The sequence below is a fragment of the Candidatus Thiodiazotropha endolucinida genome (genome assembly GCF_001715975.1).
GTDB classification, from domain to species: domain Bacteria; phylum Pseudomonadota; class Gammaproteobacteria; order Chromatiales; family Chromatiaceae; genus Thiodiazotropha; species Thiodiazotropha endolucinida.
Genome location: NZ_MARB01000015.1, coordinates 89,596 through 103,028 on the forward strand (window position 1 = coordinate 89,596; position 13,433 = coordinate 103,028).

Below are 13,433 nucleotides of genomic sequence, written 5' to 3' on the forward strand. Positions count from 1 at the left end.
CCTGACTATATCTATTGCCATGTCCCAACCCGATCAAGTGACCATCGACACAAACAGCCAGACCGGCAATGAGGTTGAACCGGTCTGCGACATCGATCTGAACGATCCCAGTCTCTATCTGAACAGGGAGCTGACCTGGCTCGCTTTCAATCGCCGGGTGCTAAATGAGGCCGAGGTGGAGAAAAATCCGTTGCTGGAAAGGGTTAAATTCCTCGCCATCGTCAGCCGTAATCTGGATGAGTTTTTCATGAAACGTATAGGCGGTCTTAAGCAACAACTCGCCGCAGGCCTCACCACTACAACGGTGGACGGCAGGACCCCACAGCAACAATTGATCGAGTGTCACACAGTAATATTCGAGATCCAGCAGGCACAACAGCGCATCTATTATGAACTGCAGACCGCACTGGAGGAAGCCGGAATTCGCATCACACAATACGAGGCCCTGGACGCGACCCAGCAACAAACCCTCCGTGAACATTTTCAGCAGAACATCTTCCCGATGCTGACACCATTGGCGATGGATCCGAGCCATCCCTTTCCCTTTATCTCCAACCAAACGCTCAACCTGTTGGTCACACTCCGTTTTCCCAGTGGCTACGACCTGCATATGGCGAGGGTAAAGGTACCGGTCAGCAAGGATGTCTCGCCACGCTTGATCCAGGTGGATGAGGATTACACTTTCGTTACCCTCGACAACCTGATCGCAAACAACCTCGATATGCTCTTTCCCGGCATGAAGATTGAATCATGCGATCTGTTCCGAGTCACGCGAAACGCCAACCTGGAGCTGGACCAGGAGTCGGCCAGCGACCTGTTGGAAGCCATTGAAACAGAATTGCGTGAACGTCACTTTGCCCCGATTGTAAGGTTGGAGGTATCTGCGGGAATGAATCCCACGCATCGCGGGATGCTGGCTGCAGAACTTGGTCTCGATGAGGAGCAGGATGTATTTGAAATCAATCGTATGATGGCTCTTAGAGACATGTTTGAAATCGCCACCTTGAACATTCCAGAGCTCCGCAATCCACCCCACTACCCATCCGATCATCCTCAGTTGGCGCATGACCGACGCAATATCTTTCATATCATCAGAGAGCATGGATCTCTGTTGCTGCAGCACCCCTATGAGTCCTTTACCACCACAGTGGAGCGCTTCCTGCGCACGGCGGCAGAGGATCCCAAGGTTCTGGCGATCAAGATGACCCTCTATCGTACATCTGCCGAAGGCAATGTACTCGACTCCCTGATAAAGGCGGCCCGCAACGGCAAACAGGTTGCCGTGCTGGTAGAACTCAAGGCGCGTTTCGATGAAGCCGCCAATATACGCTGGGCGAGACGATTGGAACAGGCAGGCATCCATGTCACCTATGGTGTTCTGGGGCTGAAGACACACAGCAAATTGATCATGGTGATCCGTAAGGACTACTCCCAGTTGCGTCGCTACTACCATATCGGTACGGGTAATTATCACCCCGGCACCGCCAGGCTCTATACGGATCTGGGGGTGCTTGGATGCGATGAGGATACCGGTAAGGATCTGACAGAGCTGTTCAACTATCTGACCGGCTATTCACCGCCTCCCAGCTACCGTAAGATTCTGGCTGCTCCCTATACCTTAAAACAGTCTCTTGTGGAGAAGATCGAACGAGAGATCAGACTGCATGACGAGGGACACTCCGGGCATATCCAGATGAAGATGAATGCCCTCGAGGATCACGATATCGTCAAGGCCCTCTATAAGGCCACCCAGGCTGGGGTCAAGGTTGATCTTATCGTCAGAGATACCTGTCGCTTCCGTCCCGGCATTCCCGGACTGAGCGAAAACAGCAGCGTAATCAGCATAGTCGGAAGATTCTTAGAACATGCGCGCATCATCTACTTCCTCAATGGCGGCGACGAAGAGTATTTCATCGGTTCCGCCGACATGATGCAACGTAATCTGATGCAGCGGGTAGAGGTACTGACCCCGGTGGAATCACCGGCACTGCGCCAGGAACTGCGTTTGATTCTCGATGTGCAGCTGGGTGACAAGCATAACGCCTGGGATATGCAGTCCGACGGCACCTACGTGCGGCGCATACCCGATGCCGGTGAAACTTCACTCAACTGTCAGGAAACGCTTATCGGTGTGGTTGAACGGCGTTTGGATGCAGCCAAGAAACATCGGGAAAAACGTATGCGCGAGAAGCTCATGAACCATTTCAAACAGCGCCTCAGAAATAATCAGGAACTGTCTTGAACATCTGCAGTGAGATCATCCTGAATGGCGGTTATCCGCCGTAGAACCACTTGATGTATGCGTCGCAGGGATGCGTCCTGAACACGCACCTCAAAACCGTCCAATTCAAATTTCTCATCCTTTTCGGGGATCCTTTCCGTGTGCTTGAGCAACCATCGATTGATGGTATCGGTTGGCTTACCGGGGATATCCATATCGTAATACTCTTCAACAACGCGTAGTTCAGCGGTGCCTTGCACCAACACCTTGCCACCCCCCAAGACCATCAATTCATTGGGTTTTTCATCGGTCTCGTCATATATCTCACCCACCAGCTCTTCCAACATATCCTCTAACGAAACCACGCCGATCATTGCGCCGTGCTCATCAACCACCACCGCCAGATGGATGCTTTTAAGCTTAAGCTTACGTACCAGCTCATCAATGGTTGTATTGGATGGGGTATACAGGGGTTCCTGGCCCAGGTCCGAAATGGGGATGTCCAACTCACCGGATACGATATTCTTGATCAGATCACGCACCAGCACCATGCTGACGATCTCATCCGGATCCTCCTTGTAGAGGGGAATGCGTGAAAAGTTCTCCCGCATGATCTGGGGCAACACATCACGCAGTGAGCGCCGACCGTCAATGCGGAATACCTGTCTTCTGGGAGTCATGACATCCTCGGCCTTCAGATCATTGAAATTGAAGATGCGCTCAATCATCTCCCGCTCACCGGTATCGATGACTCCCTCTTCCTCACCATGCTCAATCAAGGTGATTACCTCATGCTCCGTCACCAGTGGATCATCCATGGCTTTGGTCGACGACTGCACCCAGTTCGTAAACTGCAAGAACAGCCACACCAGTGGGTAGATGAGGCGCATGAAACCGACGATCAGCGGGGCGATAAATAACGAGATGCGTTCCGAAAAACGGGTGGCCAGGCTCTTGGGCGTTATCTCGCCGAACACCAGGATCAGGATGGTCAGCACACCCACGGCGATACCGGGGCCAGTGTCACCAAAATAGTCGGTTGCAATGACCGTTGCCATCGCAGACGCCGCGATGTTGACCACATTGTTGCCGATCAGAATGGTAATCAGCATGCGGCTCGGATCTTTTTTCAGCAGATAGAGGGCTTGAGCACCCCTTCTACCCTCCCTGTACAAGGCCTCCGCACGAGCCATCGACAGGTTTATCAAGGCAGTCTCTGAACCAGAAAAAACGCCAGAGAGCACCAGCAGCAGCGCTAGAATAAGGTAACTTTCCACGAAGTGTCTTTATGTATCTCGCCCGTTTAGGCCCAGCCTGTAATTATCACTGGTAAGACATTGAATCACAAGTATGCAGCACCGCCATTTAATATATTCATTATATTTCATGGCGCAATACTACCCAGTAAAAAGGTCAAAATATAAGTGATATTCTTCATGTATAACATATAATTGGCATTACAGTATAAATACGGGCAATAATTTTCCGCGCAGCAATCCCTGAACTCAAGATAAGAGTGCGTATCTCACGAGGAGACGGGCAGGATTCAATCCCGATCCAGCAGTCACTTCACAAGATAGTGTTTTGGGTCTGCTGGACTGTTGTTGACAGGCCCTAGCTTGGTGCACAGATAGATGCAACGGATACTGATGGTAGAAGATGAACCCGAGGTTCGGGAAATGATTCGATTTATACTCGAACCCAAGGGATATCAGGTTGATGAAGCCGATAATGCCCAAGATGCCCGTCGCCTGTTATCCCAGCGAGGCTATGACCTGATCCTGATGGACTGGATGCTACCCGGCAGATCAGGACTCGACCTGACCAGAGAGCTGAGACAAATGGCCCGGTCCAATACACCCCCTGTCATTCTACTGACAGCCAGATCTGAGGAATCGGACAAAGTTAAGGGCCTTGAAAGCGGAGCTGACGACTACATCACCAAGCCCTTTTCACCCAGAGAGATGTTGGCCCGCATCAAGGCTGTATTACGCAGGAACCGTGGCGATCAAACAGAGAGAGGGATCGAGTTTGCGGGTCTGAGTATCGAGCCCAGCCATCATATCGTGGCTATTGACGGTACCCCACTCCACCTCTCACCGGCTGAATATCGCTTACTCTACTTTTTCATGACTCACCCCGACCGGGTCTTTAGCCGAACCCAGATCCTGGATCAGGTTTGGGGTGTCACGGCCAGTGTGGATGAAAGAACGGTGGATGTGCATATAAGACGCCTGCGAAAGCAGCTCACTCCATCGGGACATCACAATTTTCTCCAAACCGTGCGCAGTGTGGGATATAGATTTTCACCCGGCAACTCTCAACTTAAACAGCCATCCTCGTGAAGGGCTATCTTAAAATCGAAATCAATCATCTGCTGGGAAGCCTGCTGATATTTGTGCCTATCGGGTATCTGCTGCAGCAGATTCCTACCGCGGTCGCGTTGGCATTGGTTGCCTATTTCGCTAAACACGGTTACTACCTGATCAAGCTCGCCTATCTGATCAACCGGAGTTCGCGCATCGATCCACCCTACCCTGCGGATATCTGGGGACTGATCTATAAAGAGCTCTCGAGGTTCCGCTCCAGAAGCCGAAAACGTAAAAGAACACTCAGCCGCTTCGCGTCACGATTCAGAAAGGTAACCAGCTCTATACCCGACGGGCTGGTATTACTGAATAAATCCGCCGGTATCGAATGGGCGAACCCGGCTGCCGGCCAGTTGTTGAATATAAGCTGGCCACGGGATGAAAACAGTTCATTCACACAACACATCAAACATGAAAATCTGACGGAGTATCTGAATAATCCCGATTACTCAAAACCCCTCGAATTCCCTTCCCCAACCAATAAAGCCGTGATCATCTCTCTCCGTGTTACACCATTCGGTGGTAAGAAGGCCCAGCGTCTGGTGGTTGCGAGAGACATCACCGAAGTCTATAAGCTCAACCAGACCAGACGTGACTTTGTCTCCAATGTCTCGCACGAACTCCGTACCCCCCTCACTGTGATCGCGGGGTACCTGGAAAATCTTTCCGAAAATGATATGTTGCCGTTTCAGGAGCGTCCTTTTACTCTGATGCTTCAGCAGGCGGACAGAATGAACAGCATCATTAACGATCTGCTTACCCTTTCCCGACTCGAGCTTGGACATGCTCCATCCGCCGATAAGCCGGTCGCCGTACCCGATCTACTGCGCAGGATCATCGACCAGGCACAGCTGTTGGCGGAGCAAAATGGTGGGTATACGATCACTCTGGATGTCGACGACAACCTCTGGTTGCTGGGTGAAGAGAGCGAATTGACGAGCGCATTCTCGAATCTGGTCTTCAATGCCATTATCCACACACCTCCCGGTACAGAGATCACCGTCACCTGGCTGCGTCTGGAAAATGAGGTCTGCCTGACAGTCACTGATTCCGGGCCGGGAATCGAGGAGCGTCATATACCTCGATTGACCGAACGTTTCTACCGGGTCGATAAGGCGCGATCACGCCAATCCGGGGGTACAGGACTGGGATTAGCCATTGTCAAACATATTATCGGTCGACATGACGGCGAAATAAGAATAGCAAGTCAGTTGGGAGTTGGCAGCAGTTTCACCTGCTCTTTTCCGGAAGAATTATCGCTTGATAGACCAGTTACAATTGCTGCTGAGCGAGATGCCTCGAAACAACCCCCCAGTGACCAAACTGAACTGTTGAACTCATCACCGGAATAAGTGAGCGGCAACGGGTATAAAAAAGGCGTAAATAAGAAAACGCCATTCACCGAAACTTCAGCCGATGAAGATTCTACTCCACCTGTTCAGTGATGTTTTCCGTGTAGGACTGATTCACGCGATCCCGCAACTCCTTACCGGGTTTGAAGTGAGGGACATACTTACCGGAAAGCGCAACTGTCTTACCCGTTTTTGGGTTGCGTCCCATCCTTGGCGGCCGGTAGTGGAGTGAAAAGCTCCCAAATCCGCGAATCTCAATTCTCTCACCCGATGCCAGGGATTGGCTCATGTGCTCAATCATACACTTTACAGCCAACTCTACATCACGATAGGCAAGATGGCTCTGCTCCTTGGCAATAATCTCAATCAGTTCGGATTTTGTCATTCTTGTCAGTTCTCCAATTTGCCGATGATTCAGGGCCCGCACTTAATGTGCGGGCCCTGAGTCCTCGATTCGGAATCTATCGAATTCGACTCCTGGCTCTACTCGCCTTGATTATCCATCTGCTCTTTCAACAAATCACCCAATGTCGGTGCACTGGTCGCCGCATCACGTGCATAACCCTTGATAGCGGCTGCCTCTTCATCCGCATCCTTGGCTTTGATAGAGAGCGTTATGGAGCGGTTCTTACGATCCACACCAATAAATTTCGCTTCTATCTCATCGCCTTCCTTAAGGACGCTACGTGCATCCTCTACACGGTCACGTGACAGCTCAGAGGCCCGAAGATAACCGTCAACACCCTCAGCCAAGTTGATCATCGCACCCTTGGCATCGACCTCTACAACTCGACCTTTAACAAAACTGCCCTTCTCGTTGGCAGCCACAAAAGTTGAAAAGGGATCCTGTGCGAGTTGCTTGATACCTAATGAGATGCGTTCCCGTTCAGGGTCGACAGAGAGGACAACGGTTTCCACTTCATCACCCTTCTTGAAGTTGCGAATAGCATCTTCACCCTCATCATCCCAAGAGATATCGGACAGATGAATCAGTCCGTCTATACCGCCGTCAAGCCCGATGAAGATACCGAAATCGGTAATCGACTTGATATTACCCGTAACATGGTCGCCCTTTTTGTGGGTAGCGGCAAACTCATCCCAGGGATTCGGCTTGCACTGTTTGATACCGAGCGAGACACGACGTCTCTCCTCATCGATATCCAGCACCATCACCTCCACTTCGTCACCGAGGGAGACTATCTTGGATGGGTGTACGTTCTTGTTTGTCCAGTCCATCTCGGAGACATGCACAAGACCTTCAACACCTTCTTCGATTTCCACGAAACATCCGTAATCGGCAATGTTGGTAACCTTGCCGAACAGACGTGTGCTTTCCGGATAACGACGCGCCAGTGCAACCCATGGATCGTCGCCCATCTGCTTGAGGCCGAGCGAGACACGGTTACGTTCACGGTCGAATTTTAATATCTTGACGTTGATCTCATCACCGATCTCAACAACTTCAGAGGGGTGCTTGACACGCTTCCACGCCATATCGGTGATATGCAGCAAGCCATCGATTCCGCCTAGATCAACAAATGCGCCATAATCGGTGAGGTTCTTGACCACACCTTTGATCTCTTGACCTTCCTGCAGATTTTCGAGCAACTTATCGCGCTCTTCACTGTACTCCTGTTCAACAACGGCACGGCGTGAAACCACAACGTTGTTGCGTCGGCGATCGAGTTTGATCACCTTGAATTCAAGATCTTTACCTTCCAAATAGGCGGTATCACGCACAGGACGCACATCGACAAGAGAACCGGGAAGGAATGCACGGATGTCATTCAATTCAACCGTGAAACCGCCTTTAACCTTACCGTTGATACGCCCGATAACGGTCTCTTCCGCCTCATGTGCCTTTTCAAGCACTTTCCAAGCCTGGTCGCGCTTGGCTTTTTCACGGGAGAGTCTGGTGGCACCAAATCCATCCTCAACAGCATCCAGCGCGACCTCTACCTGATCGCCGATCTGGACTTCGATATCTCCATGTTGATTGAGAAATTGGTCGCGAGGTATAACGCCTTCAGATTTCAGGCCGGCGTTAACGATGACAGCTTCCGGTGTGATATCCAGGACGGTACCGATAATAATGGCGCCACTGCGAAGCTGGGTACTGGAGAGACTCTCCTCAAATAATTCTGCAAAACTTTCGGTCATGGGATTGAGTTTCCTGCAACGCTAGGTTGCACAGGCTGGTCGAAAAACAAAGTGATATTTTTGTCCGCCAGGTTGTTAGGTTAAAAACTAAGCCGGTAAAACCGGCCACCATATCTTGACTGATGAATCAGATGATTAGCTTTGAATATCGGACAGGGCCGTGCTTATTATCTGCATCGCCTGCCCATAAACTTCATCGATAGTCATCGCCGTCGAATCCAACTGGTATGCTGATTCCGAAGCGACGAGTGGCGCCACGGCACGTTTGCTGTCGCGCTCATCCCGTTCTCTAATCTCCTCAGTAAGACGGGCGAGATTAACACCTAACCCCTTTTCTTTCAACTGTTTATAGCGTCTCTGTGCCCGTTCCTCGGCACTTGCTGTGAGAAATATCTTGACCTTGGCTTGAGGGAAAACCACCGTTCCCATGTCGCGTCCATCTGCAACCAGACCGGGCGACCTGGCATAGTTGCGTTGCCACGCCAGTAATGCTTCACGAACCTGAGGGAGGGCAGCCACTTTGGAAGCCGCATTGCCGATGGTTTCAGTACGTATGATCCGCGATACATCCTCACCATCCAACAGCACCCGTCCTTGATCGAATGACAATGGCATACTTTTAGCCATATCGGTAATTTTATCCACATTTTCACCACCAATGCCAGCACGTTCTACCATTAACCCTAAAACGCGATAGATCACGCCACTATCGAGAAAATGCCAACCCAAGGCCTCCGCAATGCGTTGTGCAAGGGTTCCTTTACCCGATCCCGAAGGCCCATCCACCGTAATGACCGGTACCCTAACCACTATTTTTTCACCTCGGCAATCTGCAGTCCCATATCCGCCGCAGAAGGGACGAAGCCGGGAAACGAGGTATTGACATTGGCGCAGTCGGCAATCTCAATGGGGCCTGTCGCCCTCAATCCCGCCATCGCAAATGACATGGCTATTCTGTGATCGCCGTGACTCTCCACTTTACCGCCCTGTAGCGCGCCTCCCTGTATCACGATTCCATCCGGCCTCGGATCGGCCTCGATACCGAGTCTCTGCAAACCTTCCGCCATGACCTGGATACGATCGCTCTCCTTGACCCGCAGCTCTTCTGCGCCCCGTAGTCGCGTCTCACCCCGGGCACAAGCCGCCGCCACGAAAATGGCCGGAAATTCATCAATTGCCAGCGGCACCAACTCCTCGGGTATATCGATGCCATGCAAATCTGTCGAGGTGACTCTTATATCGGCAACCGGTTCACCGCCGACCTCTCTCTCGTTGAGGAGCTCTATCTCGGCCCCCATCAACTTGAGGATCGAAATCACACCGTCCCGGGTGGGGTTGATGCCCACGTGTTGCAACACCATCTCCGACCCTTCAGCGATAGAGACTCCGACAAGAAAAAAGGTTGCCGATGAGATATCCGCAGGTATGTCGATTTCGCAGGCACTCAATCGCCCCCCGCCAGTCAGACATATCCTGTTGCCATCGCGTCTCACCGGATAGCCAAATCCCTGCAACATACGCTCGGTGTGATCCCTGGTGGGCGCCGGTTCTGTGATACAGGTTTCGCCCTTCGCACAGAGGCCTGCCAACAGCAGTGCCGATTTGACCTGGGCGCTGGCCATTGGCATCTGGTAATCGATACCCTGCAAGCGAGATTGGGGGTGAATCTGCAATGGCGCAGTGAAAGCCTCTGTCGAACCGATGCTGGCATTCATCCGCGAAAGCGGATCGATGACCCGACGCATGGGTCGACCCGACAGGGAACTGTCACCCGTCAGTGTCACCGCCATGCCCTGCCCCGCCAGCAAACCGGTCAGCAGGCGCATTGATGTCCCTGAATTTCCCAGATCCAGCGCACCATCCGGGACCTGCAGCCCATGCATGCCGACACCTTGAATAGTCACCCGGCCCTGGGTCGGTCCATCAATGGCCACCCCCATTTGGCGAAAGGCATTCAACGTGGCAAGACTGTCTTCACCTTCCAGGAAACCTGTTACCTCAGTAACGCCATCAGCCAACGAACCAAGCATGATCGACCTGTGGGAGATCGATTTATCGCCGGGTACGCGCAAGTTGCCGATCAGCTTGCCGCCGGGTTGTATTCGATAATTGATTTGTTGTTGCAAGTTAATACCACTCGTTTGCAGTCGCTGAAACCTTAAATGGTCAGGTCAGCAACACAATATTTGACTTATCTGCCAGATGCCTTTTGGATTAGTACTAACTGGCCCTAGCTTTTGTTGACTCCATCCACGTATCTGTCCCGCGCCTTTTTCGCACGCTGAAATATCTCCAGCAATCCGGTTTCATCACCGCTTTGCAGTAGCGCCGCAAGCTCATGCAGCTCACCGGCAAAGCGCGTCAACATTTCATTCAGGTAACCCTGATTGGCAATACAGATGTCGCGCCACATCACAGGATTACTTGATGCGATCCTGGTGAAATCCCTGAAACCGCCTGCGGCAAAGCGAAAGATTTCATCATTCTCTTTCATTCGCGCAAGACTATCGACCAAGGTAAATGCCAGCATATGTGGCAAATGACTGGTTGCAGCCAATACTTCGTCATGGTGCTCAACGGTCATCTGTACCACATCCGCCCCGCACTGTTGCCACATCCTTTCGACGCGCAGGAGCGCATCCTTATCCGTTTCCTGCAGTGGCGTGAGTATGACACGGCGATTACGATACAATTCGGTAAACGCGGCTTCAGCCCCACTGCGTTCTGTTCCCGCAATGGGATGGCCCGGAACAAAAAAACCAGGAATTTCACCGAATACCGCTTTGACATCGTTTACCACACTGCACTTGACGCTGCCGGCATCGGTTACCACTGCATGATCCGCGAGCTGACCGCGCATACCGCTCAGGGTGTCGCGCATTGCACCCAAGGGTACTGACAACAAGACCATATCGGCGCCTTTAACCGCCGCACCAACATCATGAGTGTAGTGATCAATCACGCCCAGGGATTGCGCTTTGATCAAATTGGCTTCCCCACGGCCACAGCCAACCACTTCCTTCACCACACCCTCTTCCTTCAGGGCCAGGGCGGCAGAGCCGCCAATCAGACCGACTCCGATAATCGCAAGCTTATCAATCACCGTTTTAGTACCTTCTTCAGCGTCGTCAAGAGACGATCGTTCTCCTCTTCCAGCCCGATAGAGATGCGCAAATGGTTAGGCAATCCGTAGTTGGCTATCGGTCGAGTGATACATCCTTCTCGCAGCAATGCCTGATCGACCCTGGAGGCATCTTCACCAACATCGACGGTTATAAAATTAGCCACTGAAGGAATATAGTCGAGCCCCAATGCTTCGAAGCCCTGACGGTACTGTTGCATACCCTTGTTGTTGAGTGCAATCGAACGCTGGATGAACGCTTCATCATCAAGCGCGGCCAATGCCGCCGACTGCGCCAGGGCATTGACATTGAAAGGCTGTCGCACCCGATTCAACAGATCGGCGATGGCGGGATTCGATAGCCCATATCCGATACGCAGGGATGCCAGTCCATAGGCCTTGGAAAAGGTGCGGGTCACAATCAGATTGGGAAAGCGCTGCAGCCATGCCGCACCATCTGGAAAGTCACTCTCCTGAACATATTCGAAATAGGCTTCATCAAGCACCACGATGACATGCTCCGGCAACTGAAGCAAAAACGAGTACAGCTCTGTGTCCGTCAGCCGGGTACCGGTTGGATTATTCGGATTCGCAATCCAGATAACCCTGGTCTTGGGTGTGAGCATTTGCAACATCCGATCAAGGTCGTGGCCGTATGCCTTGGCAGGGGCAACCCTCAACCCGGCACCGACAGCCTGACTGCTGATTGGGTATACAGCAAAGGCATATTGCGAAAACAGAGACTCGGCATCCGGCGAAAGAAACACCCGTGCGACCATATCCAGGACATCATTGGAACCGTTGCCGAGGGTAATGCAGGCAGGATTCACGGCATGCTTTTCGGCAAGCCGCTGACGCAGTCGATAGCCCCCGCCGTCGGGATAGCGGGATAACTCAGGCACACACCGGCTCAAAGTCTCGATAACCTTTTCGCTGACCCCCAGGGGATTTTCGTTGGACGCCAGTTTTATCGAGTGGGTGATACCCAGTTCGCGCTCTAACTCAGATATCGGTTTACCGGGCAAATAGGGCTTCAAGGCCTCGATACCCGGTGCGGCAAGCTCAAGAAAGGGGTTTGTCTGACGTGTCATCGTGCTGCTCGAAAAGAGGAATCAGCGGCTATATGACTGCCTTGGGATAGGACCCGAGGACCTTGAACTGGGTGGCCGCCTGCTCAATCTCATGCAGGGCCGCGGCGAGATTGTCATCGCTTCTGTGCCCCTCCACATCGATGAAAAAAAGATAATCCCAGCGCCCCCTGCGGGATGGGCGTGATTCGATGCGCGTCATGCTGATTCCATGTTCAGCAAACGGCGTAAGCATACTATGCAGACCGCCCGCTTTGTTATGGGTGGAGAACATGATACTGGTTTTGTCTTCTCCACTGGGCGGTGAATCCTGCTTGCCGATCACCAGAAAACGGGTCGTATTGCCGGGTTCATCCTCAATGTTCGATGCCACAACACTAAGCTGGTAGATCTCACCGGCCGCCTCTCCCGCGATGGCGGCGGCATTGGCTATTTCGGTTGCCAGCCTGGCAGCCTCTGCATTACTGCCGACAGCAACCCGCTCAACATGGGGGAGGTGCTGATCGAGCCATCCCCGACACTGGGCAAGGGATTGGGCATGGGAGTAGACCACCTTGATCTGCCCCGCTTGGTTCCCACGGCTGAGCAGCTGGTGATTGATCGGCAATGAAACCTCACCGCAGATCCGCAGTGGCGAATTGACGAAAGTATCCAGGGTGTGGGTAATCACGCCCTCGGTGGAGTTTTCCACCGGCACTACACCGTATTGGCAGGCACCGGCTTCGACCTCGCGAAAGGTATCCGGTATGGAGCCCATGGCTGTGGTATGAACAGCATGGCCAAAATGCTTAAGCACCGCTTCCTGTGTATAGGTTCCATCCGGCCCAAGAAAGGCGACATTCAAGGTCTGTTCCAAGGCCAGACAGGCCGACATGATCTCCCGGAACAGCCTTGCCATCTCCGCATCCTGCAGCGGTCCCCGGTTTCGATCCTTGATACGCCGCAATATCTCAGCCTCACGTTCGGGACGATAAAAAGCTGTCTGCGGATCCTCATCCAATTTGATGCGCGCAACCCCCTGGGCCGCTTCCGCCCGCTCACTGATCAGCTGCTGCAGTTGCAGATCGATCTCATCGATTCGCTGCCGGATGGCACTCAGTTTCGCATCATCATTCATGGATT

At 52.4% G+C, this 13,433-nt stretch carries 11 protein-coding genes; 3 read left to right on the forward strand and 8 right to left on the reverse strand.

The window, feature by feature from the left end; genetic code table 11:
- The first annotated feature begins 19 nt into the window (after positions 1–19).
- A complete protein-coding gene (gene ppk1 / locus CODIS_RS13455; RefSeq protein WP_069126024.1) occupies positions 20–2,242 on the forward strand; it encodes a polyphosphate kinase 1 in 2,223 nt (740 codons plus the stop codon).
- On the opposite strand, the gene CODIS_RS13460 is transcribed toward ppk1, so the two are convergent.
- Positions 2,227–3,498 (reverse strand): hemolysin family protein, encoded by a 1,272-nt coding sequence (locus CODIS_RS13460; RefSeq protein ID WP_083220760.1) that lies wholly within the window; start codon positions 3,496–3,498, stop codon positions 2,227–2,229. The genes ppk1 and CODIS_RS13460 overlap by 16 nt on opposite strands.
- 357 nt (positions 3,499–3,855) lie before the next feature.
- Between CODIS_RS13460 and phoB the strand changes: the two genes are divergently transcribed.
- Positions 3,856–4,566 (forward strand): phosphate regulon transcriptional regulator PhoB, encoded by a 711-nt coding sequence (gene phoB, locus CODIS_RS13465; protein ID WP_069126029.1) that lies wholly within the window; start codon positions 3,856–3,858, stop codon positions 4,564–4,566.
- Positions 4,563–5,942: a phosphate regulon sensor histidine kinase PhoR gene (gene phoR, locus CODIS_RS13470; protein WP_154723127.1), complete on the forward strand. Its 1,380-nt coding sequence runs from the start codon at positions 4,563–4,565 to the stop codon at positions 5,940–5,942. The genes phoB and phoR overlap by 4 nt, the downstream gene beginning before the upstream one ends.
- Before the next feature lie 73 nt (positions 5,943–6,015).
- On the opposite strand, the gene ihfB is transcribed toward phoR, so the two are convergent.
- The 7 genes from ihfB to pheA all read right to left on the reverse strand — a co-directional run bounded on the left by ihfB (position 6,016) and on the right by pheA (position 13,428).
- On the reverse strand, positions 6,016–6,327 hold the full coding sequence (gene ihfB / locus CODIS_RS13475) for an integration host factor subunit beta (RefSeq protein WP_069126031.1): 312 nt from the start codon (positions 6,325–6,327) through the stop codon (positions 6,016–6,018).
- A gap of 98 nt (positions 6,328–6,425) precedes the next feature.
- Positions 6,426–8,102 (reverse strand): 30S ribosomal protein S1, encoded by a 1,677-nt coding sequence (rpsA, locus tag CODIS_RS13480; RefSeq protein ID WP_069126032.1) that lies wholly within the window; start codon positions 8,100–8,102, stop codon positions 6,426–6,428.
- A gap of 135 nt (positions 8,103–8,237) precedes the next feature.
- Positions 8,238–8,912, reverse strand: a complete 675-nt coding sequence (gene cmk, locus CODIS_RS13485) for a (d)CMP kinase (RefSeq protein WP_154723128.1) — start codon at positions 8,910–8,912, stop codon at positions 8,238–8,240.
- Positions 8,912–10,234 carry a 3-phosphoshikimate 1-carboxyvinyltransferase gene (gene aroA, locus CODIS_RS13490; protein WP_069126036.1) on the reverse strand — a complete coding sequence of 441 codons (1,323 nt, stop codon included), beginning with the start codon at positions 10,232–10,234 and terminating at the stop codon, positions 8,912–8,914. Before aroA ends, cmk begins: the two co-directional genes overlap by 1 nt.
- A 98-nt stretch (positions 10,235–10,332) precedes the next feature.
- On the reverse strand, positions 10,333–11,205 hold the full coding sequence (locus CODIS_RS13495; RefSeq protein ID WP_069126038.1) for a prephenate dehydrogenase: 873 nt from the start codon (positions 11,203–11,205) through the stop codon (positions 10,333–10,335).
- Positions 11,202–12,314 (reverse strand): histidinol-phosphate transaminase, encoded by a 1,113-nt coding sequence (gene hisC, locus CODIS_RS13500; protein ID WP_069126039.1) that lies wholly within the window; start codon positions 12,312–12,314, stop codon positions 11,202–11,204. The genes CODIS_RS13495 and hisC overlap by 4 nt, the downstream gene beginning before the upstream one ends.
- Positions 12,315–12,342: 28 nt before the next feature.
- Complete coding sequence (gene pheA, locus CODIS_RS13505; protein WP_069126040.1) at positions 12,343–13,428, reverse strand: prephenate dehydratase; 1,086 nt, start codon at positions 13,426–13,428, stop codon at positions 12,343–12,345.
- Positions 13,429–13,433 lie beyond the last annotated feature (5 nt).

Bases quoted from the DNA above. Each gene is read 5' to 3' on its own strand.
- ppk1 (WP_069126024.1), top strand. From the start codon at position 20: ATGTCCCAACCCGATCAAGTGACCATCGACACAAACAGCCAGACCGGC.
- phoB (WP_069126029.1), top strand. From the start codon at position 3,856: ATGCAACGGATACTGATGGTAGAAGATGAACCCGAGGTTCGGGAAATG.
- ihfB (WP_069126031.1), bottom strand. From the start codon at position 6,327: ATGACAAAATCCGAACTGATTGAGATTATTGCCAAGGAGCAGAGCCAT.
- rpsA (WP_069126032.1), bottom strand. From the start codon at position 8,102: ATGACCGAAAGTTTTGCAGAATTATTTGAGGAGAGTCTCTCCAGTACC.
- hisC (WP_069126039.1), bottom strand. From the start codon at position 12,314: ATGACACGTCAGACAAACCCCTTTCTTGAGCTTGCCGCACCGGGTATC.
- pheA (WP_069126040.1), bottom strand. From the start codon at position 13,428: ATGAATGATGATGCGAAACTGAGTGCCATCCGGCAGCGAATCGATGAG.